The following is a 26,070-nucleotide window of genomic DNA, read 5'->3' on the forward strand; positions in this document are numbered from 1 at the left end:
CTTTTTAAAATTTTTGTCCGGTTAAATATTGTAGCTGCGCATGTGCCATTTGATAAGCCAAAGTCATATCAACAATTCCCGTTTCTGTTTCTTGATAAGCTTCTATAAAATCAATAAACTCCAATAAAGTGATCTGTTTCTTCTGTAAATGCTTCTGGTAGTTTACAATCATTGTTTTGCGTTCTTCGGAAGCTATATTTTTTGATTTTAATAAAGTCACTTCATACAGTGCAACTTGATACTGTAAATCCATAAGCTGTCCTTTCAATTGACTGATCAATGCATGCTGTTGGGATTCAGCATGTTTAGCCATATTTTCAGCCGCTTTGATATTTCCCTTATTTCGATTCCAAATAGGGATGTCCATGCTAATGCCGGCACCTACAAAGTCACGCATAATATTTCCACCACGATCATAACTTAATTGAAATGTTATATTAGGTGTTCTATCAGCTTTTTCGATCAAAAGCTGTTGCTTTGCCTTATCACGTTCGTTGATTTGTTTTTGATAACCAATATTTTGATCTAATAGTTGATGCTCTATATCAAGAGGTATTTTTTGTGATAAATTTAACTGTACTTCACCTTTTTCAAGCTGCAGGTTTTCAATCGTTTCATTTTGCGTCAAAATTTTAATCTTTGTCAACCAATTATTTTTATCGGCATAAAGTTCCACACGATCTTTTTCAAAATTGATAAGCGCAGCTTGAATACGTAGATAATCAGATTTAGGAATATTATTGAGCTCGGATTGGCGTTTGTATTGGTTTTCTAAATTTTGATACAGATTTACGATAGAATCTACGAGCGACTCTTTTTGAGAGACGGCCATATAATTCCAATATGCTTCATCTAGTTCAAATTGTAATTCACGAAGTAACTCTTCATAATCAAGCAATGCATCTTTCTTTTCTAAAGATTTAAGATTGATTCTTTTTTTGCGTTTTCCGGCAGTTTCAATCAGCTGTTCTAATGCTGCGGCCACCTGTTGCTGCTGACCATATTTACCAAAAATATAAGGTAAAGTCTCCGCAGTACCATTTTTCCAAAGATTGACTTCACTAATACTTAAAGTAGGGTTAGACCATAATTTTTCCTGTACGATTAATGCATCTGAAGCAGCTATTTGATACTTTTGAGCAATAAGTTGTCCATTGTTCTGCAGGAGCATATCCTTCAATGACTGTAATGAATACGTCTGTGCTCGCGATTGACCAACTGTCAATAGAAAAACACCTATAAACCAATATATCTTCACTATTTATTATTTTTAGCAAAGCTAGGTTTAGAAGATTAACAGGAATTTCGAAGTAGATTAGAATTTGATTAGAAATATAGCGAGACGGTTGTCCCTTTTATACTAGAACTGATATCCATACGAATGTGATGGAGTTTAAAAATAACATTCGCTAACGATAAGCCAATCCCTTTACCCGTATAACCATGTGCATTTTCACCTCTGTAAAAATTTTCGGTCACACGAATAAGTTCTTCTGGCAAAATACCTATTCCTTGGTCGATGATTTCAACAAGCAATTTATCATTATGGGATTTCAGATTCACAACAATAGGTTGGTTATTGGAATACTTGACAGCATTTAAAATTATATTTTGAACAGCAAGCTGTAACAGCTTATCATTCGCATCGATTTTTAATATATCGGTATCTGCAACCTGGATATCAACACTGATCTGGGCCCCATGTACTAAGGTTAGTTGCTCAATAATTTCCCAAAGTACTTCATCAATACGTATGATCTTAGTCTCGAAATTAGTCTTTGCGCCCGATAGAATCATCATATGATCGATCGTATCACGAAGATCTTCGGTATAACGTTTCAATTGTAAATTAACGAGCTCATGCTCTTCTACTGTTCGCGGCTTCTGTTTACTTACTTCCAATGTGCCTAAAATCGCGGCAAGGGGTGTTCGCAATTCATGCGATACGTAATCGATAAAATTTTTTTGAATAGAAAAGGTCTGGCTTAATTTTTCAACAAAGTGATTATAGGTATCAACCAATTCCTGAACTTCTTGGTAGGATTTATTTAATACAATGGGTTCATTGAAATTTTGATTGTCTTTTTTCTTAATCTGACTGATCATCTTGAGGATCGGATCATAAGCAATATTTCCAAGAAACTGAGAAAAAATCAGGATCAAAATCAATCCGATTAATGAAACAGCCAGCAAGATATGTAGCAATAGTTTCATCTGATCTTGAAATTCTACTGTTGATGCCCGAGTTACAATAACAAAATCACCTTCATTATCATGATAAAAAAGTCCATTATAAAAAAAAGCATCTGTTTTTAGTTGTGCCATATCCTGCTGACGCACTAAATCAAAAAAATCGGCAGAAATTGGAGCTTCATCTTCCATAAGCCCATCATAACGCCGATTGAGCGAGTCAACAACCAGTATATTACGTTTGGAAATATTCTTCTGGAGCTGATTTTTGATCGATTCATGTTCAATAAACGAAACCTCATCTTTCTCCAGATAAAACAATGCTGACAAGAGCGTTTTACTCTCCAGGTTCCTAAATTCCTGGCTTTCCATCTTGGTATAAAAAGACACATAAATGATCGTCGAGGCAATCAAAATAATCACCCCAAAGATAAAAGCCGCATATACAGAAAGTCGGTTCTTTAAATTCATTGCTCTAATTTAAATAGATACCCTACTCCTTTTACTGTAAAAATATATTTTTGATGTTTCTCGATTTTATTGCGGACATAAGAAATATAAACATCAACGACATTGGTTTGATTATCAAAATTGATTCCCCAAACCGCATTTAAAATCTGAATTCTACTAACCGCTTTATTCTGATTTTCCAGCAGGTACATTAAGAGTTTGAATTCTCGTGGTGATAATTCCACCTCCTGCCCTGCATCAAAAACTTTATACTGATCTTTATCAATCGTGAGTGATCCGACCTGTATGCATTGACTTTTTTTAACATCAAAACCAATTTGACTCCGCCTCGTCAGCGCTTTAATCCGAGATAATAACTCATCAAAATGAAATGGCTTGGTCAAGTAATCATCAGCTCCAATATCTAGAGAATCGACCTTATCTTGTACCGTGTTTAATGCACTCAACATTAAGACAGGTGCGTGACAGTCTTTATAGCGCAAAGTACTAACTAATTGCCTACCGTCCATTCCCGGAAGCATAATATCAATAATCAAGAGATCCCATGCTATATTTAGGTAATTAGCAATGACTTCTTCTGCGGACCGACATAACGTAACCAAATAGCCATTTTCTTCTAATCCTTTAATTAGAAAATCACTTATCCGTTTATCATCCTCCACAACTAATATCTGCATAGTAATTTACTTTAATTCACAAATTTAAAGAAAGGTTAGAGGAAATTAAGCAGAAATATGAATATCTAATGAAATTCTAATCTAAAGAAGTAGCTGTACAAATAGATTTCTGATGCTAACATGCAACCATCAGAAATCTATTTAATTATTTCAAGGGGCTTGTATCAATTTCCCAATTATCTGTTCTAAATGGCGCCATGGGAAGATTATTTTTTGTAAAAATATTTCCGATTCCAGCGTTACTAAACTGATAGCGTACCGCTACAGGAGCCTTCACTTGTTTATTGGAGACAATGAGTTGATTTCCTTTTATTTTTACCGTTGCAGGATAGAATACTTTATCCGCTCCAGCAATAAAAATCTCTTTTGGCTGATCTCCTTTTAAAATCAATCCTGATGAAGCATAATTAAAATCGAGGATAGCTTCTTTATCTTTTATTGTTAATGATTTAAACATCGGGCTTTTGTGCGCATCTTTCTTAAGACCATAGGTTTCTACTAAAGCGAGGTTTGCCAACCTTAGACCTACATCTTTTTTATTTGTAGGGTGAATATTTAACGTATCTGTGACTAAATCTGAAATTACCACCATTCCTGTATTTTTTGTAGTAAGGTTTTTAGCCTGCGCTTCTCTCAATAAAGCTCCGACACCATGTCTTTCATAACGAAATGGTGCAATCTGTACATAATAAAATGGAAATTCTTTATTCCATGCCTTACGCCATGATCCAACCATCGTATTGATCAATTCCGTATAAGTAGATGCTGTCTCTTTATTACTTTCACCCTGATACCAGATGGTACCTGCTATTTTATAATTGACAAGTGGAGCAATCATGGCATTGTATGCATAGCCAGGCGATACTGGCCACCACGCTGTAGGTTTATTGTTGGTTGCTGCTTCTTTCAGAACCGAATTATTATCCACCAGCTCTTCGGGAGTCCACACTTCAGCTGGCGTACCGCCCCAATTGCTACCGATCAATCCAATGGGAACATCTAAATCTTCGTTGAGATGTTTACCAAAATAATAACCTACTGCGCTAAAATTCTTTATGGCGTTACTGTCACAAACTGACCAATTACCTTCATTATTATCCTGTGGTGTTTGAGAAGTTGTTTTAGGGATATTAAACAATCGAATATTACGTGTGTTTAGTTGGGTAAACTCATCCTTTATACTTGTGATACCTTGATTGTATGACCATTCCATATTAGATTGACCACTACAGACCCATACCTCTCCGATCAATATATTTTCAAGGACTATTTTATTATTTCCTTGAAACGTAATACTGTAAGGTCCGCCTGCTTGTGGCGTCTGGATATCGATCTGCCACCTTGCATTACCATCCGTTACACTTTCAATAAGTTTATTATCCCACGAAGTAGTGATTTTAATCTTTTCACCCGGCTCTGCCCATCCCCATAACTTGGTGGTTGATTTTTGTTGCAATACCATATTACTCCCTACAATATTAGGAAGACGAATTTTTGCATACAATGTTGCTGTGAACAAGAAAAGGATACCGACTAGCAAGTATTGTTTCATTTTTTTATTTTTTAGAATTTAGGTTGCATTTCTTCTATTCTCAGTACATTAAAAAGTAGGTTTTATAGTAACAGAAATAGGGTAAGCAGTTGCAATAGCAAATGATTATAAAAGTAAATATAAATGATTTAAATCAAATAAAGTATAAAAAAAGAAGCTCCAATTCTAGAACATACTATCCACAAAGTAAGTCGTTCAGCATGTTTAAACTCTTTTTAAAGTGACAAATACCTCATTAGGGTACCCTTTTGATAAAAAATAAAGACTTGTGTGAAACAAAGGAGTAGGTTTTATAAAAGAAAAGGATCTGAAGAATTAACTTCAGATCCTTTTTCGGTACCCGGAGCCGGGATCGAACCGGCACGGTTTCCCACTAGTGTTTGAGACTAGCGCGTCTACCAATTCCGCCATCCGGGCGGTCCGTTCAAACAAGTATTTCGTTGTTTGGAGTGATGCAAAGGTAGATATTCTTTTGATATATGCAAAATAAAAATGCACCTAAACAAGAAAATAACTGATTATGAACGACTTTATTTTTTTCATTTAAAAAATAAAGATCACAAATATCGGCAGGTTTATAATCTCTAACAGATATTGATTCTCAATCAAGCCAAATGGTAATAGTAAGCTTGACCTACCTTATAGAGCAATGCTATAAACTCGCAATTTTCATTTCAGGATGCTTCTGTCCATTATGACAGGTTTTACATGAAATAGCTTTGATTTCACCTTCTTTACTTCCTTTATGGAAATATTTTTTATTGATCTTAGCAGTCATTTTCATCATATCACGCGCTATATTTTTATGGTTATTCTCATCGCTTGCAAAATCCATTTTTTTAGGATCATCTTTCGAAGGAGCATGACAAAACCCGCATTTCACACCCAAAGAAGCATTGAAATCATGCATTACCTCTTTCAATTGCTCCGGAGTTGTATTTTTAGGGAGTACTTTAAGATTGCTAAACTTTTTTTCCTTTGGTTTTTCCTGACTCGGAATAAAAGCACTTAAAGTCATCGCAGTTGCAATCACTGCAGTAACTAAGGATATTTTCCTGTATTTAAAATTAAACTTCTTCATTTTTCTTCTTCTTCTTTTAATAACTAAATGTAAAAAAAGAACAACGAATAACCTATGATAAAATGAAATTAATATGACAATACAGTAGATTGTTACAATTTAAGCTTTCTTCTCTAGCCCGATTAGATGTAAAAAGAAAGCGCTCGATAAAATATCGAGCGCTTTCATGATGTACCAACTTGAAGGGATACCTAGTTTACCTATTCTTAGCTAATGAATAACAGTTCGCGAAGTTTTGGTAATGGCCATTTTTGATCATCAACAATTTTCTCCAATTTATTGACATGGTAACGAATCTCATCAAAATAAGGTTTAACAACCTCATCATAAGCGATTGATTTTTCGCGCATATCTTCAATTTGATTTGCTTTTTTTCGCTCTTTACGCATAGCTTCTGTTTTCTCAAGAACAGTATTAACATGTGATGAAATACGCTCTAAGAAGTTAAACTGAGAACTATATGCTTCTTTTCCAAATCCAAGATCTTTCAAGCCTTGGACATTCTTGATCAATTCGTTTTGATAGATCAAACATGCAGGAGCAATCTGATTATTTACGATATCTTCAATAACACGTGCCTCAATTTGAAGTTTTTTGTAGAAGTTCTCCAACAAAATTTCATGACGGGCTTCACTTTCACGTTTTGTATAGATGCCTAATCTCTCAAATAATTCGATAGACTCCTCTTTTACATAAACATCTAAAGCTTTAGGCGTAGATTTGATATTAGACAAGCCTCTAGCTTCTGCTTCTTTCTCCCACTCATCGCTGTAGCCATTACCTTCAAAACGAATTGATTTAGAATCTTTGATATATTTACGAACAACATTCAATAGAGCTAAATCTTTCTTGATGCCTTTTTTAATTTGTTTATCAACTTCGATCTTAAATTCAATCAACTGATTAGCAACAATTACATTTAACACAGTCATTGGTAAAGCAGAGTTTGCAGAAGAACCTACAGCTCTAAATTCAAACTTATTACCTGTAAAAGCAAATGGAGAAGTACGGTTACGATCAGTATTATCCAATCTCAATTCAGGAACTTTCGGAATACCATGCCATAAGTTCGCTTCAGATTTCACCTTTTTAGCAACACGTGCCGATTCAACTTCCTCTAAAAGATCATCTAACTGTGAACCTAAGAAAATTGAAATAATAGCAGGAGGAGCCTCATTTGCGCCTAAACGGTGATCGTTACTTGCACTGGCAATCGATGCGCGTAATAAATCCGCATGCTCATAAACAGCCTTAATGGTATTAACAAAGAATGTCAAGAACATGAGGTTATTTTTAGGAGTCTTACCAGGAGACAATAAGTTGACACCTGTATTGGTAATTAATGACCAGTTATTATGTTTACCAGAACCGTTGACACCGCTATAAGGTTTCTCATGTAATAATACTTTGAAATGGTGACGCATTGCCACTTGGTCCATTAAATTCTGTAACAATTGGTTATGATCAATTGCTAAGTTTATTTCCTCGTACATAGGCGCACACTCAAATTGAGAAGGAGCAACCTCGTTGTGACGAGTTTTTAATGGAATACCTAATTTCAAAGCTTCATTTTCCAAGTCGACCATGTACGCTAAAACACGTTCTGGAATCGCTCCGAAATAATGATCATCCAATTGTTGTCCTTTTGCGGACATATGACCGAATAAAGTACGTCCTGTTAATTGTAAATCTGGACGTGCATTATATAAAGAAAGATCAACTAAAAAATACTCTTGCTCAATACCCAAAGAAGCATTTACTTTAGTAATTTGTTTATCAAAGTACTGTGCCACCTCAGTAGAAGCTTTGTCAATAGCACTAACAGCTTTTAACAGAGGTGCTTTATAATCTAATGCCTCTCCTGTATACGAAACAAAAACTGTTGGGATACACAATGTTTTACCTGAACCTGTTTCATAAAGGAAAGCTGGTGATGAAGTGTCCCAAGCTGTGTAACCACGTGCTTCGAATGTATTACGGATACCCCCATTCGGAAAACTTGATGCATCAGGCTCTTGCTGTACCAAGGCATCAGCTGTAAACTTCTCAATAGCTTCGCCGTTATCATCCGGCTCGAAGAAAGCATCATGCTTTTCAGCAGTAGATCCTGTCAAGGGTTGGAACCAGTGCGTATAATGCGTAGCACCATTAGATAGTGACCAACTCTTCATCGCCTGTGAAATATGTTCCGCTAAATCACGAGAAATAGCACTCCCATCTTCGATTGCCTGTGCTAACTCCTTGTAAGAGTTTTTAGGAAGATAATCTTTCATCTTCGCAATTGAAAAAACATTCTTACCGTAAATATCGGTAGCTTTTTTAGTTTCTACTTTTAAAGAAGCATTTTTGCGAGATACAGCTGCTTCGACAGATTTAAATCTTAAGTTAGACATTATGTGATTGAGATTTTAAGTTTTTTATACCCTGTTTTTGATCTTTCCATCAAATTACTTTGTAAAAGTATGTTGTTTTCAATAAAAATTGAAATTTTTTTTAATTTTTTTATAAAAAAGCCAAAACAATTATAATTAGGTATAAAAAAAGAGCTTATTTGTAACAAATAAGCTCTTTTTAAAAACTATTCCACCGAAAAACCCCAGTCGATTCCTTTTTCTTTTGCTGAAACTCCAGATTTTAACCATTTAGGTGCTGGTGCTCCTTTTAAATAATGATCAAAAAACTGCTGCTCTCGTATTTGAATATCTTTTCTATTCTGTCTGAGCAACAAATTATGTTCGTCACCATTGTAATTAAGCATCCAGACAGGTTTTTGCAAACGTCTTAATGCCGTAAACATTTCGATACCTTGATACCATGGCACCGCTCCATCATTATCGTTAGCCATGATCACTACCGGAGTTGTTACTTTATTCAGATGGAACAAAGGTGAATTAGCTAAATAAGCATCCTGTCCCTCCCATAGAGTCTTACCGATTCTACTTTGTGTATTTTCATACTGAAACTGTCTTGACATACCTGTCTGCCAACGAATACCTCCATAAGCTGAAGTCATATTTACAACCGGTGCCCCTGCCCACGCAGCCGCATACATATTGGTAGCTGTTATTAAATGCGCTACTTGGTAGCCTCCCCAGCTTTGTCCCTGGATACCCATTTTAGATGAATCTACCCAATTATTCTGCGCCAGATGCTTCATTCCTGAATTAATATATTCTTCCGCAGATTTACCAGGCTCACCTGTGACATACGAAATATCCGGTGCAAAAACCAAATAACCATTGCTCACAAAATAAGGTATGTTCAAACGAGACGGTGTGGGTGCCGGTGCTTGGTAACTATATAGTCCATCTGATAATTTTTCATAGAAATAAGCAATAATTGGATATTTCTTATTCGGATCAAAATCTTCCGGTTTGTACAGAATACCTTCTGCAGCATGACCAGCAGGTGTAGTCCACTGTACCAATTCCGCGGTTCCCCAATTGTAATTCGCTTGCTGCAGATTCAACTCACTCAATTTTTCTTCCTTTTTAAACGTATTGATGTTTACATATAAATCAGGACTATTGACATAATCTTCTTTTGAATAAATCAGATATTTCTGATCTTCGGAAGCTTGTAAATTTCTAAAAACCTTTGGTGCCATCAAGATCTCTTTCGGATCTTTGCGCTTACCTCTCAATTCATAAAAACCATTCTCTTTGGTCTTTTCATTAAAAGCAGTTAGCAAAATACGTTGACGCTCATCAAGTGTATTAGATTTCCACTTGCTATTTCGCGGATGTGTTAAGTTCTTATAACGCAATACGGTACTGGATACTCTTCCATATCCATTTGTGGCTAAATATTTATCCGATCCATCTAAAGCGAAATACCAGATATCATATTTATCATAAACATATACTCCTTTATTGTCGGCTCCCCAAGCGGCCATACCATAGCCTTCTGGTTTTGCCGGCATATCATTATCCTCATCGACAAAGGATACAGGAAGACCATCATTTAATATCGACACTTTTTTAGAGGCAATTTGATACGAATACCAATTGCCATTATCCTGATTAAAATACAGCACATACTGACCATCTGGAGACAAAACAGCTTGTCCTGATAAATTTTCAACTACCAACTGACGAGTACCAGAAACGGTAGAGATGACATATACATCCTGTTTGCTCCGATAATCCCACTGCGTAGATACTCTACGCCCATAATCAGTGGTTGCCAAAACATATTCTTGGTCGGCTTCAATAGTTGTACGTGCTGGATTAAATTTCTCATCAACTAGAGGAATCACACGATTATTCTGTTGCGGATAAAATATACTCAGATAGCTTTGAACAAGATCTTTTTTAAGATTGACTAATTGCTGTGGCTGTAGGTAATCATCCTGCCAATGCCAAACGTCTACTTTCGCATGCTCAAAATCCACTAATGTCGTATCCTTAACTCTAGGTATAGGTGCCAATCCTAAAAATAATTTCTGTCCATTTTTACTGAATTTTAACTCTCCATCTCCACTTACAGCCCAATTTGCAGGTACTCCTGAAGTATTTTTTTGAACAGCAATGCGCGCTGAATCAAGCTGTGCAGTATAATAATAAAGATTAAACTCTTTTAATAAAGATTTTTCAGCAGTTTTATCTCCTAAATAGACCAATTGATTGCCAAGATCGTCAAAAGTGAAGTTTTTATACGTTCCGCGACCATTTGTAATCTTTTTTAATGTCTTATTGGTCAAATCATATAAATAAACACCGGCAATATTTGATGTAGAATCTTTCGCTTCAGTTTTTTTGGTAAAAACCAGCTTGTTTCCAGCTTTATTAAAGTCATATTGATCTACCTGCTGAAAATTAACCGTATCACCTGTTGCTAGATCATATACATGCAATGTGCTGATTTTAGTTGCTTTTTTAGTCTTTGACGTCGCGGTGTCTGTAGGAGCTATCCCTTTATCATCCGTTAAGAATCCAAAGTAACCATTAGCTTCCTCAGCCAATTTATAGGATTTAACTTCTGCATACTTTAAAAGCTTTCCAGTTGCTACCGTAAAAATAGCAAGGGAGTCTTTCGGCATTTCTTCCGGTTTCTTTTTCTTAATTTTCGCTTGGCGTGTATCGGCAAACTTAGGCTTTATCAATGAAATGACATGCGTTTCATTATTGGTCAAACGGGCATTATATCCCCTTGGTAATTCAAGTATGGATTTGTTTAAATTATCCTTGACATATAAGGCTCCATCTCCCTCCTGTGGCAGTACTTGAAATGTGATGTATTTTCCACTACCACTTATTTCACTTGCATTCAAACTTTGCCATCCATCATAAACCGTATGGTTAAGCGGTTGCTTTTGAGCGAATAAAACGGCTCCATGCATTGCTAACAACCCTATAAGAATGATTTTTTTATTCATTATTTACTACTTATATCAACAAATTGATTCAAAAACTGCAAATTATCTATTTAAATTCAAAAATAACAGTTTTTTTTGGTATCATGATTGCTACATAGTAAGTCGATAAAACGTTAAATAACCTGATTAGAATAATGATTATGAAATACAATCCAATTATAATTGCACTTATTACAGGTATTGTTATTATTGCAAGTGCATGCCTTTTTAGCAATGCATACCGTTACAAATTCAAATCTTCACAAACGATTACCGTTAATGGAAATGCTAAAAAAGATTTTGAATCTGATTTAGTAAAATGGAATGCCAGTTACAGTCGTAAAAATTTCGATTTAAAAGGCGCATCAGATCAATTAGCTGAAGATCGTGAGCTGGTTCGCAATTTCTTGATCGCACAGGGTCTAAAAGCTGAAGAGATAAGATTTGAAGCTGTTAATATTAATAAAGAATTTGAATACCACACAGATGGTAAAGGCAGTAGCTATAATACGTTTTCTGGATATACCTTATCGCAAACTGTTGGAGTGGAATCAAAAGATCTTAACAAAGTCGATAATGCATCTCGCGAAATATCAACGTTAATCTCTCAAGGGCTTGAATTAAGTTCGAGCACACCGAATTACTATTATTCTAAATTGGAAGATTTAAAATTAGAACTCATTTCTCAGGCTTCTAAAAATGCACACCAACGTGCACAGAATATTGCTACCGAATCTTCCTCCACTTTAGGTCAATTGGTAAAAGCTGATTTGGGCGTTTTTCAGATAACTGGTCAAAATGATAACGAAGAATTTTCTTATGGTGGTGCATTCAATACAACATCTCGAAAAAAGACTGCAAACATTACTGTAAAAGCGAGCTATTTACCATTATAAAGTATAAAATGATATTTTTAAAGCCTTTTAGTCTTAAAATCAAGAGAAAAATTCACAAGAAAAACACGACACAATAAATTGTCTATCAAGAAAATAGCATAATTTAAAACAACTTCCAAAACTTTTCATGATAAAAAAAATCGTCAACAGATTAAACTTGTCGTCTACAGATCACTCTAACCTGATAATAATACACATGTAAAAATAATATATATGAAAAAGTTAATGTTAAAAACAGGTATGATCGTTGCTACTTTATTAATTTCGATATCCGCTATGGCACAGACATTACTTAAACAAGACGTAAATGTATTTCCAGCACCAGAAAAAGGGATGGTAAAATATGTAATTGAAGTCCCTCACGCAGGAATCGATAGTGATAATAATAAAAAGATTGAGTTTTTTGCTGGCAAATATATGGAGACCGACGCGTGTAACAGTTACTTCTTATCCGGTGATTTTGAGAAAAAAGATCTGCAGGGATGGGGATATAATTACTATGTTTTCAAAACAAATGGAAATGTAGCTTCGACTCAAATGCTTTGCCAAGGTGAAAAAAAGAACAGCTTTGTACAGGCGAAATCTGTTATAACCGATTACAATGGAAGAATGCCAATCGTTATTTACGCACCAGAGGGCTATGAAGTAAAATTCAAAATTTACAAAGCTGAGCCTGAAACTTACCAAGCCGCTGAGGTTCCTCTAAAAAAAACGAAATAGTTAAACGCAATATAAAAATTAAAAAAACGCTCTTCAATTAAATTTGAAGAGCGTTTTTTGTTAAGGATCTAAAATCTTAAATTTTATTTTAAAATCTTCCTTAATAAAGAAACTGGAAAATCTGTTTTGGTTTCTTCAGACAACTCTCCTTGGGCATTTTCTACTTGAAAATCATTTAAATCAATTGATGTATGTCCAACTGTTTTTAGATTCAGAAGCTTCAATTTCAAATCAGGGTTATCTCCTTTAAAATTTACTTTAGAATCCTTCGCTTGAATAAAAACATGTTCATAATCTTGTTTTGCAAAATTCACATCACTGCTATCCAAATCCAATGTCAGCTGATTAAGTTTAAAAGACTCCTGACGATCGCCACTAATATGGGAGCTTTTTAATCGTAATGACAAATCATTAACAACTACATCTGAATTGAACGTAAAATCTTCAACCTTATCTCCTACGATCTCCAGTTGATCATATTGACCTGAAAAACTACTCACATGAATTGCTGAAAATTCAATCTGCTTGATATCGGGAGTAAATATATATATCCGTTTATAGTAGGATTTTGCATTATCCTTCAGCTCAATATTCAATTGACCGTTTCCATCAACATCAATTGAAATTTCACCTTCACTATTTTTATCCACTTTCACAGCATATTTATCACTTTTCACAATAAAAAGTCCTATGGATCCTTTATCATTTCCGATAATATTCAAATTTGTAAAACTTTTAGTTTTATATGTTTTCAAATAAGTATCCTTACTATCTGGTTCACTACCTTCCTTACGAAGCATCTCCTCATACACTTTTGTATCAACCCGATTATTTCCTACAATATAAGAAGTGGTGACTATAGGAATAATAAATAATGCTATCCCCAAGCCTATCAATATTTTACTACTCAGTTTCATAATTCGTTATTTTTAAAATTTTGTTCGATAAAAGATTGATACCGTTGCTTTAGTTCATCTAAACTAATTTCCAAAAGATAGATATTTCTAAAAAAAGGATTAAGATCCTCTTCCAAAAAGACAGCTTTGCGATATTCCTTTACATTTCCTACTGACGTATCAGTCACAAAAAATCCAACTCCTCGTTTATTGACAACAATTTCTTTTTGTTGCAACAAATCATAGGTACGCATCACGGTATTTGGATTCACTTCCAATTGTACAGCAAGTTCACGGACCGAAGGTAGCTTATCCTCCACTTTCCAAGTCCCCAATAGAATATGATCGCATACGTATGCTGCTATCTGAAGATAAATGGCTTTGTTAGCATTAAAATCCATACTAAACCTCCTTTTCTTTTAATCTCAAGAATGCTAATCCCCAAAAAATTAATGTTAAAAATATACCAATTGCTAGAGCAAGTTGAAGTCCATGAACCTTATCATCGAAATAATTACCGTTATCAAGGCCAATTGTATTATCTGTTCGTAATTTCATGACATAGATAAATGTGATTATCCATATGGCTACATATATAATCATGGTGATAGCTGTTTTAATATATTGATAATTCTTATAGGCAATAGAACCTAATAAAAATAAGGCATTCAATATAAAGGGTAAAAAATAGAAATAGGGCAAAAATTCAGATTTTTCCAGCTTGAAGAAATACATCCAATTATCAATCACTACTTTTCCTTCTTGTTCGGTTTCAAAAGTTCTAATAGAAGATCCTATACTTCTTAAATAGGATACGAAAGCAAGATCAACTAAAAAGAATAATAAGAAATAGGCACACAAGCTTACAATAATAGTATAAAAAATAGAAGTTAAAAATTTCTCTAAGGAAGAAGCTGGAGTCATCAACTCAAAAATCGCCTTTGTTTTTTGACCTAAATCAGAAAAATAACTGCTTGATACAACTGTAATAAAAAATAATCCCAAAATAAAAAATAACGGTATTCTAAAATTAAGAACATCTTGCCCTATATTAGAGCTTGTCCTTATATCTTCATAATTTTTAAAGATTGCAACCCCATAAAAAGCTATAAAAACTCCAGCAATAATAATTAGTGACATCAAATAAATGCGTCCGACAGAAATCCACTGCCGGCGAATCAATGCACACAAGCGATTAACATTAAATACGTTCGACATCTTCAGTAACATTTAAAAGGTTTGTAATCAATTCTTTTTTCTGTAAAACAGCATTAAACAACAGTTCCAGATCTAATTTCGAGTCTTCACCCATCGTATTCAACTGTATGGTATTAAAACCTCCTAACGCAGGTTCTGAATAAAGCACATCATCGTTCAACTCACGTACTTTTTTAAAGCTGATATGATCCGTAATACGATTAACATTAGCATTTAATACCACCCGATGTTCATCCAATAGAATAACCGCATCAATCAGGTTATCGAGATCACGTACTTGATGTGTCGAAATAATAACACAGCGGTCGTCAGCAATAGCCGAGGCCATAATTTTGCGAAATTGCACTTTAGAAGGAATATCTAGACCATTAGTAGGTTCATCCATAATCATGATTTTGGTATTGGAGGCCAAACCAAATGATATGATATATTTCTTCTTTTGCCCATAACTCATATCTGCAAGCTTCTGTTCGATCGGAATTTCAAACTCTCTGATCAGTTCTTGAAAATATGCATGATCAAACTTTGGATAAAAAACGGCATTCGCTTTTACAAAAGTTGCGGATTTCACTGCTGGTAAGTGAAATTCCTCAGGAATAAAACTGATTTCCTGAAGCAGAGCAGGTTCGCGTTTACAAGGATCATGCTGTAACACTTCAATCGTACCACTTACAGGATAGACCAAACCGGCCATATTCTTCAGTAACGTCGACTTGCCTGCACCATTTTTCCCCAATAGACCATAAATATGCCCTTCCTGTAAATGAAGATCCATATTTTTAAATAATGGTCGCGATTTGCTGTAGCTGAAATTTAGGTTTTTAATAGTTATCATACTACTGTACTATTTAATTAATACACTAATATAGAAAGGAAAAATAAGAATGCAAATTATTTTGTACTTTTTATTAAAGAAATAAAAGAAAACAAAAAAAATTTTAAATATTATATCAGAAATAAGAAGCCTACCCTTTTGATTTCTAAGATTATATTGAAAAGATTAGCGATCGTTATAAGTAGCAATTATGCCGAACAAATTAGGTGCAAACAAAAGACCGTTTCTCTATATAAGAAAAACGGTCTTTTACCTTCGGTGGAGAAGTTTGTGTTAAAGACAGGAACCTTTCATGTAAATGAGTACTGTCACTTAACAATATTCTCTAAACTCAGTAGTATAACCTTCAGCCCATATGTATGTATAATAATATATCTAACGTGATCGCTGCTATACATTACATCTTTTAATAATCATTGCAGAAGCACCACCGCCACCATTACAAATTGCTGCTAACCCATACTGTCCTCTCTCCTGCTCCAGCACACTTGTTAAGGTTACTAAAATTCTGGCACCCGAACACCCCAGAGGGTGACCTAAAGATACTGCCCCCCCATAAACATTCATCCTTTCCAATGAAATATCCAACAAACGGGCATTTACTAATGCTACAACAGAAAAAGCTTCATTAAATTCAAAAAAGTCAATATCAGACAATTCTAGATCTGCTTTTGCTAATACTTTTTTTACGGCGAGACTAGGCGTCGTTGTAAACCATTCCGGTTCCTGTTCCGCATCAGCATATGCTATGATTTCAGCTAAAGGTTCTAAACCCAATGCTTCCATTTTCTCACCGGACATCAGTAATAATGCCGCAGCTCCATCACTTAAAGTAGAAGCATTTGCTGCAGTAATCGTTCCGTCTTTTTGAAAAGCTGGTTTCAAAGTATAAATTTTCTCAAAATTGACCTGCGTAAATTCTTCATCTTGCTTGACAACAACTTCTCCTTTTCGGGTAGAAACTGCTATCGGAGCCACTTCCTTATCAAATTTCCCCTGTTGCCAAGCATCACGGCTTCTGGTATAGGACGATACCGCATAGGCATCCTGCTCCTCCCGGTTAATGTCATATTTAATCGCACATAATTCTCCAAAAACACCCATTGCGTCTTGCGAATAAGCGTCACTCAGTCCATCTTTCTGTACTCCATCTACTAAACTTTGATGACCATACTTCGCTCCCCAACGTACTGTAGGTGCATAATAAGGCACACGGCTCATACTTTCCATACCGCCAACAAGTACGACATGAGCATCACCTAGTAAAATAGCCTGTGCACCTAGTGCTACCGCTTTCATTCCACTTGCACAAACCTTATTAATAGTGGTCGCAGGAATATCATCAGGTAAACTTGCATATTTTAAAACTTGGCGAGCGGGAGCTTGTCCCAAATCGGCTTGCAGAACACATCCCATCAATAATTCATCCACTTCGCTTCCATCAATAGCAACTTGTTTCAAAACTGCATTAACAGCCTGAGCACCTAATTCTGTCGCGCTAAAAGTGGATAATCCTCCTCCAAAGCTTCCTATTGCGGTACGTTGCGCCGCGACAATAAATACTTTCTTAGTCATCGTTTATTATTTTGGTTATCTATGCCACTACCTTGCTTAATCAAAACGTCAGATCCGGTTTCCCCCGAACTACGAATCCCAATTGACATACAAAGAAAACAAACAGTAGAGCGTTATCATAAAGTTATATTTAAAGGTACAAAAAAATAGTAAACAGTAAATGAATCGGTTAAACAGAAATCTTTAATAAGCTTATAAATGAGCCTAAAACACTTAAATCAAGCGAACACTCTCCCATAAAAATAAGTTATCATAAAAATTAACTTTCAAATAAATGGAAACGTCAGCTTTTTAATTTAAATTAGCTTCAACTTATTTGGATCACCAAATCCAAAAGAGAAAATATAACCAATAAAACTTGATAGCATATGCAAGCAACACAATTGACAGTTGAGCACCACGTATTTCGCGAAAGTTTAAAAGCATTTATCCGTAAAGAGATCCTGCCTCATATTGATCAGTGGGAAGAAGAAGGTAAAATAGATCGTGCCATTTGGAAAAAAATGGGCGACATGGGCTTTACAGGTCTTAACTATCCAGAAGTTTATGGTGGGCTCGACCTTGATTTTTATTATTCCATGATTCTTTGCGAAGAGCTCTCTCAGTGCTTTTCGGGAGGATTCACGATAACAGCATTAGTCATTCAATATATGTCAGCCCCATACTTACTCAAATATGCCTCTGAAGAATTAAAAGAAAAATATTTAAAAGGTGTTATTGCTGGAGATTTGGTCAGTGCAGTAGCTATTACGGAACCAGGTGCTGGATCTGATGTACAAAAAATTCAAACAACTGCTATCCGGGAAGGTGATCATTATATTGTTAATGGTTCGAAAACCTTTATCACCAATGGTTACTATGGCGATTTTTTTATTACTGCTGTTAAAACCGATCCGACCAAAGGTAGTAAAGGAATCAGTTTGCTCTTGATCGACCGTAATGCTTCAGGAGTAACAGCAACCAAAATCAATAAAATGGGCTGGCATGCTTCTGATACAGCAGAATTAGGTTTTGATCAGGTAAAAGTCCCCATTTCACATTTAATAGGTGAAGAAGGTGCGGGTTTTAGTTACCTGATGGACGGACTACAACTGGAACGCCTGACCGCAGCAATCCATAGCATTGCTACAGCAGATTCTGCCTTACAGTATACCCTAGAATATATTAACAAACGTGAAGTATTTAAGCATAAACTGCAAGATTTCCAAGTAGTAAGACATCGCGTCGCACAAATGGTTGCAGATATCGCTACAACAAAAGCATTTATATATGCTTGTTGCGATTTGCAACAACTTGGAAAATATGCAGTTAAAGAATGTTCGATTGCGAAATTACAGGCGAGTGAGCTTGCGGTCCGTATTGTAAGCCAATGTTTTCAACTTTTTGGTGGTTATGCCTTTACAGAAGATTTCAAAATAGCTCGTCTCTACCGTGATATAAGAGTCGGTACCATTATCGGGGGAACATCTGAAATCATGTTGGAAATTATTGCTAAAATGACAATTGATAAAGTCAATTATCAATCCAAGTCCGATAAAACAATTTCTTCAAATTAATTAAACTCTATACTGCAATTCCCCATAAGGGAATATAACACCTAAAAAAATGGATAAAATTAATCCTATATATTTTACTTACTTCTTAAGTGAAAGAGATGAACAGGGAGTCGTATTGATTAGCCCCTTAATTTCTACAGAAACTATCCATGGAAATGACTTAGAGCGATTAGAAGAATTTGTGACCATCATCCGTGATCAGATTAATCTCAATGAAGTAAAAGGAATAATATTCAAAAATCCACTTATAGGCCAAGCTATTAACTATGATATTTTACTTAAACAAGCATTAGATGAAAATTCATTTAAGCTACGTTTGAAATCACTCCTGTCAAATTTTAATGATCTTAACCAACAAAAGAAACCCATCGTCGGTCTAATGGACAGCGACTGTATAAGTTTACAACTTTCTACACAACTATGGGCACACTGCCGGATTGCCCTTGAGCAGATAAAAATAGGATTTCCAGAAGTCAACTATGGATTATTTCCAGGGTTTGGTGCCACGATACAAATAACAGAGATACTTGATGCACAAGATGCTCTTCCATTGGTGCTACAGGCTAAAATAATCACAGCACAAAAAGCTAAAGAAATAGGTTTAATCGATCTCATTTCTTCAAATATAGATCATGCAATCTTTCTTGCCAAAACATGGATCTTAGAACATGTGCATGAACAGGCTCGGAAACCAACTCCACCATGGGATGAAGCACAATGGGATAATCTTACCGTACCCATCAAAAAACGTAACTTAGGAATTAAGCCAAACATAGACAACTGTATGGCAGTTATTTATCAAAAACACAATCTTTCAAAACAAGAAGCACTCCGTATTGAAATAGCGTATTTTATCCAGACCCTGCGCGATCCTATTACCTGCAGTATCATCCGGACCCAGTACTTCGGTATAAATGAAGCTACAAAAGCTACAGATCCATTAGTCCATACCCCTTTCGAGTTACAAAGGATGGCAATATTAGGAGCTGGTATGATGGGGTCTGGAATTGCATTCGAAGCTGCTCGCTCAGGAATTGATGTTATCTTGAAAGATGTGACTTTACAACAAGCAGAGCAAGGAAAAAAATATGCAGAAAAAGTATCAGCAAAATGGGTGGAACTGGGAAAAATGAATGAAGAAAAAAGACAGGCTCTCCTCTCCCGAATCTCCCCTACAGATCAGACAAAAGATTTTGGAGAAGTTGATCTCATTATCGAAGCTGTGTTTGAAGACAAAAATCTTAAGGCGGCTGTCAGTACTGAAACACTTCCTTTCCTAAATAATAATGGTTTTTTTGCTTCCAATACCACATCATTACCCATCAGTGAATTGGCTTTAGTAAGTCCGAAACCAGAAAACTTTATTGGAATGCATTTTTTTTCACCTGTAGATCGAATGGCTTTAGTAGAAATCATACGCGGGAAACAAACTAGCGAACAAACCCTGTCTAAAGCTCTAAAAGTAGTCCGTCAACTTGGAAAGATTCCAATTGTTGTACATGATGGCCCTGCATTCTTTACTTCCCGTATTTTTTTCAACTACCTACTGGAAGCAGTGACGATGCTGTTGGAAGGTATTCCTGCATCTCTCATTGATGAACAGGCAAGAAATGCGGGGTTTGCTGTTGGTCCTTTGGCAGTTCTTGATGAAATTTCGCTATCGCTTATGCTGCATGTATACGACCAGCTTCCCCATCTACATCTAAGCCAGAGGCGATGTTATGATTATTTAAAAAAACTTGTGGATAGTGGACGAAATGGACGAAAATCCAATCGAGGTTTTTATGACTATGAAATTGCATCTGGAAAAAAAACAATTTGGCAAGATTCGAATTTACCGACCTTAACTACATTGCCCGAAACCATCAACATTCAGGATCGATTATTACATGTTATGGCATTGGATAGTTACCGATGCTTAATAGAAGGGATACTCGACAGGCCGATCGATGGCGATATCGGCGCTACCTTAGGGATTGGCTATCCCATTCATACTGGCGGTGTCTTTGGTCATATAGACCAAGTTGGACTCCAAAAATTTGTAAACGACTGTCAGCGTTTTGAGCGACTAGGTGAACAATGGATGATTCCAACCTCATTACATCAGCTCGCCGCAGAAAATTTCACATTTTATTTAGGCCTTCAATCCAACTGGCCTATCCAAAAACAAAATTTATAAATTCAAAAAAGGTTTTCATAAAGGTTTTAAAAAACCTTTATGAAAACCTTCTTTAACTAACTAACTAACTAACTAACTAACTAACTAACTAACTAACTAACTAACTTTATTTCACCATCAAATCAACTAACTGATTAACATCCATATCGATAAAAGTATCGTAATCCAATGTTGCATTTAAGATTTGTTTCTGTTGTTTATCTGCAAATATGCGGGCCAAATTAATCCTGTATTTTTCAATCAGTTTAGGAATACCTTCATCGCGGCGGCGTGGATGCCCTATTGGATATTCAACCAAAATTTCAGAGAGCTTTGTTCCATCATTTAATGTAATCGTCAATCCATTTGCAATTGCCCTTTTTTCAGGATCATGATAATCTTCTGTTAATTTAAGATCTTCGATACAATTCATTTTATCACGCAAAACATCAATTCGAGGATCCATAGCTATCCGATCTTCATAATCTTCTGCTGTCAATCGGCCATAGATCAAAGGTACCGCAATCATATATTGTATACAATGATCTCTATCAGCAGGATTATGAAGTGGCCCCTTTTTATCAATAATGCGAATAGCAGCTTCATGGGTCCTAATTTCTATATGCTTAATAGACTCAACAGTTTTCCCTATTGCTTTAAGTTGATCATGCAGCAACATGGCGGCCTCAACAGCTGTCTGAGAATGGAATTCAGCAGGAAAAGAAATCTTAAATAAAACATTTTCCATCACATAAGAACCATAAGCTCGCTGAAATTGAAATTCCTTTCCTTTGAACGAAACATCATAAAATCCCCACACTGGAGCCGTTAATACGGAAGGATATCCCATTTCCCCTGTCTTGGCTATCAATGCTAACTTTACAGCACGTGAGGTTGCATCGCCTGCTGCCCAAGATTTACGGCTACCTGTATTGGGTGCATGACGATATGTTCGCAGTGCCTGCCCATCAACAAATGCCAGTGAAACAGCATTGATCAATTCATCACGACTTAATCCCAACAATTTACCAACCACAGCTGTGGAAGCTACTTTAACAAGAATGACGTGATCTAAGCCCACTTTATTAAAAGAATTTTCCAAAGCAAGAACACCCTGAATCTCATGTGCCATGATCATTGCTTCTAAGACTTCCCTTGCTTTTAAAGGTTTTTCACCCATAGCAATACGGGTTCTACTCAACCAATCAGCCGTTGCTAAAATACCTCCTAAGTTATCCGAAGGATGTCCCCATTCTGCCGCAAGCCAAGTATCATTAAAATCCAACCAGCGCACAATTGTACCGATATTAAAAGCAGCCTGTATCGGATCTAATTGGTAGTTTGTTCCAGGAACTTTCGCACCGTTTGGCACAATGGTACCAGATACCACCGGACCTAACAATTTTGTACAGGCAGGGTAAGTGAGCGCTTCAAAACCGCATCCTAATGTATCCAAAAAACAGTAAAATGCAGTTCTCCATGCAACTTTGCTTTCAATCTTATATTGAAGTACATAATCTGCAATATCAGCCAAGACCTGATCAACCGGTGGTCGTTCATTCGAAATTTGTGATGCCATTTTTTCTAAAAAACTATTCGTAAATATTAAATTTCAATTGTTGTGTTCATTTGTATATTTTCTCACATTACCTTTCAGAAATTGGAATATAAGGTCTATTTTCTGGTCCGATATAGTGAGCACTAGGTCGAATAATCTTCCCGTCCTGACGCTGTTCAAATACATGTGCTGACCATCCTGTTATCCGTGACAGCACAAATAAAGGGGTAAACATTTCTGTCGGGATACCCATTATATGATATGAAACGGCCGAATACCAGTCTAAATTGGGAAACATTTTCTTTTCTTCCCACATCACAGATTCCAAACGCTCGGCAATGGAATATAGTGTCATATCGCCCGCTTCCTCCGATAGCTCCCTAGCAATACGCTTAATAACCTGGTTACGCGGATCTGAAATGGTATAAACAGGATGACCAAATCCAATAATAACCTCTTTATTCGCTAACCGCTTACGAATATCAGCCTCCGCTTCATCAGCATTGGCATAACGACTCTGTATTTCAAAGGCTACTTCATTAGCACCACCATGCTTTGGTCCCCGCAGGGCACCAATAGCTCCTGCAATACAAGAATAAAGATCCGATCCAGTACCTGCAATAACACGGGCGGCAAAAGTAGATGCGTTAAACTCATGTTCAGCATACAGATTAAGAGACACCTGCATGGCTCTTATCCAAGATGCAGATGGCGGCGTGCCATGCAACAAGTGTAAAAAATGCGCACCCAAAGTTCCATCGGTAGTTTCGACATCAATTTCTCGGCCATGTTGGCTAAAATGATACCAATACAACAAAGCAGAAGCCATAGAGGCCATTAAACGGTTGGCAATATCGCGCGCACCAGCACTTGGATGACTTTCCTTTTCAGGTTGAATACTCCCAAATACTGAAACATAAGTTCGAAGAACATCCATTGCATGAGCAGTTGTCGGCAATTGTTTTAAAACTTTCTGTATCGCGATCGGTAATCCACGTTGACTTATTAATTGTGCCTGATAAGTGGTCAATTGCGATTTAGTCGGTAAATTTCCATAGATCAATAAATAGGCTACTTCTTCAAAACTAGCCTGATCTGCAAGTTCCAAAATATCATAACCTCGATAATGTAAGTCATTACCACTTTTTCCGACGGTGCTTAATGCTGTATTGCCTGCGGCAACACCAGATAATGCGACGCTTTTCTTGGGTTTAAAACCCATTTCATTTGTTTCTGTCATCATGCTTAGTATTGAACAATTGATCTAGTTTATTTTCATATGCATAATAATTAATGCTACGATAAAGTTCTTCACGGGTTTGCATATCTACCAGAACGCCAGCTTGCGTACCATCTTTTCGAATATGCTGATATACATTTTCAGCCGCTTTATTAGCTGCTCGAAAAGCAGAGAGCGGATATAAAATTATTGAAACTCCTACTTGATGTAATTCATCTCGAGTAAACATTGGCGTTTGACCAAACTCTGTAATATTTGCTAAAACAGGCAATTGGGTTGCATCACGAAATCGTCTATATTGGTCCAGTTCATGAACAGCCTCTGCAAAAATAAAATCAGCTCCAGCCTCCTTATATGCGATAGCTCGATCTAAAGCCGCCTCTAAACCTTCGGATGCTAAAGCATCTGTACGGGCGCCGACTACAAATGTATTATCCGTACGTGCATCCACAGCTGCTTTAATACGGTCCACCATCTCTGTCTTAGATACCAATTCTTTTCCTGGTCGATGTCCACAACGTTTTGCTCCCACCTGGTCCTCCATGTGAACAGCTGCGGCACCAGCCTTGATCAAAGACTGAATCGTACGTGCTATATTAAATGCCGAGGGACCGAATCCGGTATCGATATCGACCAATAAAGGGACTGGACAAACGTTCGTAATACGCTGCACATCAACCAGTACATCTTCAAGCGTGGTAATACCAAGATCAGGAATTCCCAAAGAACCCGCGGCAACTCCTCCTCCCGATAAATAAATGGCCTGAAAACCTGCTTGCTGAGCTAGCAGAGCATGGTTCGCGTTGATAGTTCCAACCACCTGTAATGGTTTTTCCTGTTGCATCGCTTCTCTGAAAAGAAGCCCTGGAGTTTTTATCATATAATTGGATATTATAAATGAGCCCGATAGCCGAGCAGATGCATTAAACTTTTTATTGTTTAATGTCCAAGAAATTTTCTCCTATATTATCGTACTGAAAAAAGTTCCCTTATTGCTAAAGATAAGAAAAATAATGGTCGTGATCACCATCTTTAATGATCATTTTTCATGTAAATGTTCAAAATACACACTCTCAACAACACCCTCCAAAATATTGATTATCAAAAGTTTTATAATAAAAAAAAATCAATAAAATAATTAAAAAGGCTAAATACTGAGACAGCCTGCATATCCACTGGGTCAGATGATGAGCAATAGAATTGGCTATAATTATATTGCTTATTACTACAAATTTATTTAAGTTTGCTTGTACACAGTATTTTAATCATAACCCTTATTTAACCTTTTTCAAACCGTTTCACTACATCAATATGAACCTTAAAACTATCGGTTTATTTTTTCTTTTGCTCGCTTTATGTCAGCATAACTACGCTCAAAAAATAACCTTATCTTTTGGCGAAGAAGTACAACTTGAGGATCTACTTTTATCAAAAAAGCCCACGAAAAATTCAATCAACTGGCTAAATGTAAACACAGCCAAAGATACTTGGCGTTTAAATAGAAAATCACTAATATGTACAGGGCTTCCTATCGGTGTCATGCGGTCTGAAAAACTATATGAAAACTTTATTATCCATGTCGAATGGAAGCATATCTATGCAGGAGGTAACTCGGGTATCTTTGTATGGTCGGATGCAGAGCCCGATTCCATAGGAAGACTTCCAGGAGGAGTTGAAGTGCAGATGCTGGAATTGGATTGGGTAAAACAGAATACCAAAGACGGTGTTGTTCCGCCAATCGCTTACGTTCATGGCGAATTATTTGGTGTGGGCGGTGTGGAAACAATACCAGATAATCCACGCGGTACAAGAAGTAAAGCGATAGAGAATCGGGCTAAAGGGAAAGGAGAATGGAATAAATATACGATCATCTGCGTGGACGGTACAATTAAACTAACTGTGAACGGAAAATTTGTCAATGGTATTCGCAATTCGACTATCAAGAAAGGATACCTATGTCTTGAATCTGAAGGTTCGGAAATACATTTTAGAAATTTTCAATTAATTGAACTTCCTCCAAGTGTTACCCACATTTCTCAAATCGTAAAAACAATAATACAATAACCACTTAAATTCGTTGCTGCTCTTTTA

General features: G+C 36.2%; 20 protein-coding genes and 1 tRNA gene. 5 read left to right on the plus strand and 16 right to left on the minus strand.

Annotated features, from left to right (window positions below; all coding sequences use genetic code 11):
* Window positions 1-4 precede the first annotated feature (4 nt).
* The 8 genes from JAZ75_RS25420 to JAZ75_RS25455 form a co-directional block, all read right to left on the minus strand.
* Window positions 5-1,258, minus strand: coding sequence for a TolC family protein (locus JAZ75_RS25420; RefSeq protein WP_208699420.1), 1,254 nt, complete (start codon window positions 1,256-1,258; stop codon window positions 5-7).
* A 68-nt stretch (window positions 1,259-1,326) separates the two neighbouring features.
* Entirely contained in the window at window positions 1,327-2,661 is a 1,335-nt protein-coding gene (locus tag JAZ75_RS25425) for a sensor histidine kinase (protein WP_208699421.1), read from the minus strand.
* Complete coding sequence (locus JAZ75_RS25430) at window positions 2,658-3,338, minus strand: response regulator transcription factor (RefSeq protein ID WP_208699423.1); 681 nt, start codon at window positions 3,336-3,338, stop codon at window positions 2,658-2,660. Before JAZ75_RS25430 ends, JAZ75_RS25425 begins: the two co-directional genes overlap by 4 nt.
* Before the next feature lie 145 nt (window positions 3,339-3,483).
* Window positions 3,484-4,890 (minus strand): sialate O-acetylesterase, encoded by a 1,407-nt coding sequence (locus JAZ75_RS25435; RefSeq protein WP_208699425.1) that lies wholly within the window; start codon window positions 4,888-4,890, stop codon window positions 3,484-3,486.
* 337 nt (window positions 4,891-5,227) lie between these two features.
* A tRNA-Leu gene (locus JAZ75_RS25440) sits at window positions 5,228-5,307 on the minus strand.
* 235 nt (window positions 5,308-5,542) lie between these two features.
* A complete protein-coding gene (locus JAZ75_RS25445) occupies window positions 5,543-5,971 on the minus strand; it encodes a c-type cytochrome (RefSeq protein ID WP_208699427.1) in 429 nt (142 codons plus the stop codon).
* A 206-nt stretch (window positions 5,972-6,177) separates the two neighbouring features.
* The gene (locus JAZ75_RS25450) at window positions 6,178-8,364 is read right to left on the minus strand and encodes a glutamine synthetase III (protein ID WP_132843082.1); all 2,187 of its coding nucleotides are present in this window, start codon (window positions 8,362-8,364) and stop codon (window positions 6,178-6,180) included.
* A gap of 185 nt (window positions 8,365-8,549) precedes the next feature.
* A complete protein-coding gene (locus JAZ75_RS25455; protein WP_208699429.1) occupies window positions 8,550-11,348 on the minus strand; it encodes a prolyl oligopeptidase family serine peptidase in 2,799 nt (932 codons plus the stop codon).
* A 140-nt stretch (window positions 11,349-11,488) separates the two neighbouring features.
* Here JAZ75_RS25455 and JAZ75_RS25460 point away from each other — a divergent pair, with 140 nt between their 5' ends.
* Window positions 11,489-12,223: an SIMPL domain-containing protein gene (locus JAZ75_RS25460; RefSeq protein WP_208699431.1), complete on the plus strand. Its 735-nt coding sequence runs from the start codon at window positions 11,489-11,491 to the stop codon at window positions 12,221-12,223.
* Between the two features lie 213 nt (window positions 12,224-12,436).
* Window positions 12,437-12,943: an ecotin family protein gene (locus JAZ75_RS25465; protein WP_232789320.1), complete on the plus strand. Its 507-nt coding sequence runs from the start codon at window positions 12,437-12,439 to the stop codon at window positions 12,941-12,943.
* Window positions 12,944-13,026: 83 nt separating this feature from the next.
* Here JAZ75_RS25465 and JAZ75_RS25470 read toward each other — a convergent pair whose 3' ends face one another.
* The 5 genes from JAZ75_RS25470 to JAZ75_RS25490 form a co-directional block, all read right to left on the minus strand.
* Window positions 13,027-13,860, minus strand: a complete 834-nt coding sequence (locus tag JAZ75_RS25470; protein WP_208699433.1) for a hypothetical protein — start codon at window positions 13,858-13,860, stop codon at window positions 13,027-13,029.
* Window positions 13,857-14,240, minus strand: a complete 384-nt coding sequence (locus JAZ75_RS25475) for a GntR family transcriptional regulator (protein ID WP_132843073.1) — start codon at window positions 14,238-14,240, stop codon at window positions 13,857-13,859. Before JAZ75_RS25475 ends, JAZ75_RS25470 begins: the two co-directional genes overlap by 4 nt.
* Window position 14,241: 1 nt before the next feature.
* Window positions 14,242-15,057 (minus strand): hypothetical protein, encoded by an 816-nt coding sequence (locus JAZ75_RS25480; RefSeq protein ID WP_208699435.1) that lies wholly within the window; start codon window positions 15,055-15,057, stop codon window positions 14,242-14,244.
* Entirely contained in the window at window positions 15,041-15,892 is an 852-nt protein-coding gene (locus tag JAZ75_RS25485; protein WP_031289419.1) for an ATP-binding cassette domain-containing protein, read from the minus strand. Before JAZ75_RS25485 ends, JAZ75_RS25480 begins: the two co-directional genes overlap by 17 nt.
* Before the next feature lie 390 nt (window positions 15,893-16,282).
* The gene (locus JAZ75_RS25490) at window positions 16,283-17,467 is read right to left on the minus strand and encodes a thiolase family protein (RefSeq protein ID WP_132843070.1); all 1,185 of its coding nucleotides are present in this window, start codon (window positions 17,465-17,467) and stop codon (window positions 16,283-16,285) included.
* 368 nt (window positions 17,468-17,835) lie between these two features.
* Here JAZ75_RS25490 and JAZ75_RS25495 point away from each other — a divergent pair, with 368 nt between their 5' ends.
* Both JAZ75_RS25495 and JAZ75_RS25500 read left to right on the plus strand, forming a co-directional pair.
* Window positions 17,836-19,023 (plus strand): acyl-CoA dehydrogenase family protein, encoded by a 1,188-nt coding sequence (locus tag JAZ75_RS25495; protein WP_208699437.1) that lies wholly within the window; start codon window positions 17,836-17,838, stop codon window positions 19,021-19,023.
* 49 nt (window positions 19,024-19,072) lie between these two features.
* Complete coding sequence (locus JAZ75_RS25500) at window positions 19,073-21,202, plus strand: 3-hydroxyacyl-CoA dehydrogenase NAD-binding domain-containing protein (RefSeq protein WP_208699439.1); 2,130 nt, start codon at window positions 19,073-19,075, stop codon at window positions 21,200-21,202.
* A 106-nt stretch (window positions 21,203-21,308) separates the two neighbouring features.
* On the opposite strand, the gene JAZ75_RS25505 is transcribed toward JAZ75_RS25500, so the two are convergent.
* From JAZ75_RS25505 to prpB, 3 genes are all read right to left on the minus strand, one after another.
* Window positions 21,309-22,760 (minus strand): bifunctional 2-methylcitrate dehydratase/aconitate hydratase, encoded by a 1,452-nt coding sequence (locus JAZ75_RS25505; protein ID WP_208699441.1) that lies wholly within the window; start codon window positions 22,758-22,760, stop codon window positions 21,309-21,311.
* Between the two features lie 67 nt (window positions 22,761-22,827).
* Complete coding sequence (gene prpC, locus JAZ75_RS25510) at window positions 22,828-23,982, minus strand: 2-methylcitrate synthase (RefSeq protein WP_021190915.1); 1,155 nt, start codon at window positions 23,980-23,982, stop codon at window positions 22,828-22,830.
* Complete coding sequence (gene prpB, locus JAZ75_RS25515; RefSeq protein ID WP_208699443.1) at window positions 23,963-24,859, minus strand: methylisocitrate lyase; 897 nt, start codon at window positions 24,857-24,859, stop codon at window positions 23,963-23,965. The genes prpC and prpB overlap by 20 nt, the downstream gene beginning before the upstream one ends.
* A gap of 431 nt (window positions 24,860-25,290) precedes the next feature.
* Between prpB and JAZ75_RS25520 the strand changes: the two genes are divergently transcribed.
* Complete coding sequence (locus tag JAZ75_RS25520; protein ID WP_208699445.1) at window positions 25,291-26,043, plus strand: DUF1080 domain-containing protein; 753 nt, start codon at window positions 25,291-25,293, stop codon at window positions 26,041-26,043.
* Window positions 26,044-26,070: the final 27 nt, after the last annotated feature.

This window comes from Sphingobacterium sp. UDSM-2020 (genome assembly GCF_016132525.1).
Taxonomy (GTDB): Bacteria; Bacteroidota; Bacteroidia; order Sphingobacteriales; family Sphingobacteriaceae; genus Sphingobacterium; species Sphingobacterium anhuiense.

What these genes read in the sequence shown, in the direction of transcription:
- JAZ75_RS25450 (WP_132843082.1), bottom strand. Translation starts at nt 8,364, where the DNA reads ATGTCTAACTTAAGATTTAAATCTGTCGAAGCAGCTGTATCTCGCAAA.
- JAZ75_RS25465 (WP_232789320.1), top strand. Translation starts at nt 12,437, where the DNA reads ATGAAAAAGTTAATGTTAAAAACAGGTATGATCGTTGCTACTTTATTA.
- JAZ75_RS25505 (WP_208699441.1), bottom strand. Translation starts at nt 22,760, where the DNA reads ATGGCATCACAAATTTCGAATGAACGACCACCGGTTGATCAGGTCTTG.
- JAZ75_RS25435 (WP_208699425.1), bottom strand. Translation starts at nt 4,890, where the DNA reads ATGAAACAATACTTGCTAGTCGGTATCCTTTTCTTGTTCACAGCAACA.
- JAZ75_RS25495 (WP_208699437.1), top strand. Translation starts at nt 17,836, where the DNA reads ATGCAAGCAACACAATTGACAGTTGAGCACCACGTATTTCGCGAAAGT.
- JAZ75_RS25500 (WP_208699439.1), top strand. Translation starts at nt 19,073, where the DNA reads ATGGATAAAATTAATCCTATATATTTTACTTACTTCTTAAGTGAAAGA.
- JAZ75_RS25485 (WP_031289419.1), bottom strand. Translation starts at nt 15,892, where the DNA reads ATGATAACTATTAAAAACCTAAATTTCAGCTACAGCAAATCGCGACCA.
- JAZ75_RS25520 (WP_208699445.1), top strand. Translation starts at nt 25,291, where the DNA reads ATGAACCTTAAAACTATCGGTTTATTTTTTCTTTTGCTCGCTTTATGT.
- JAZ75_RS25445 (WP_208699427.1), bottom strand. Translation starts at nt 5,971, where the DNA reads ATGAAGAAGTTTAATTTTAAATACAGGAAAATATCCTTAGTTACTGCA.
- JAZ75_RS25490 (WP_132843070.1), bottom strand. Translation starts at nt 17,467, where the DNA reads ATGACTAAGAAAGTATTTATTGTCGCGGCGCAACGTACCGCAATAGGA.
- JAZ75_RS25425 (WP_208699421.1), bottom strand. Translation starts at nt 2,661, where the DNA reads ATGAATTTAAAGAACCGACTTTCTGTATATGCGGCTTTTATCTTTGGG.
- prpB (WP_208699443.1), bottom strand. Translation starts at nt 24,859, where the DNA reads ATGATAAAAACTCCAGGGCTTCTTTTCAGAGAAGCGATGCAACAGGAA.
- JAZ75_RS25475 (WP_132843073.1), bottom strand. Translation starts at nt 14,240, where the DNA reads ATGGATTTTAATGCTAACAAAGCCATTTATCTTCAGATAGCAGCATAC.
- JAZ75_RS25460 (WP_208699431.1), top strand. Translation starts at nt 11,489, where the DNA reads ATGAAATACAATCCAATTATAATTGCACTTATTACAGGTATTGTTATT.
- prpC (WP_021190915.1), bottom strand. Translation starts at nt 23,982, where the DNA reads ATGATGACAGAAACAAATGAAATGGGTTTTAAACCCAAGAAAAGCGTC.
- JAZ75_RS25470 (WP_208699433.1), bottom strand. Translation starts at nt 13,860, where the DNA reads ATGAAACTGAGTAGTAAAATATTGATAGGCTTGGGGATAGCATTATTT.
- JAZ75_RS25430 (WP_208699423.1), bottom strand. Translation starts at nt 3,338, where the DNA reads ATGCAGATATTAGTTGTGGAGGATGATAAACGGATAAGTGATTTTCTA.
- JAZ75_RS25455 (WP_208699429.1), bottom strand. Translation starts at nt 11,348, where the DNA reads ATGAATAAAAAAATCATTCTTATAGGGTTGTTAGCAATGCATGGAGCC.
- JAZ75_RS25480 (WP_208699435.1), bottom strand. Translation starts at nt 15,057, where the DNA reads ATGTCGAACGTATTTAATGTTAATCGCTTGTGTGCATTGATTCGCCGG.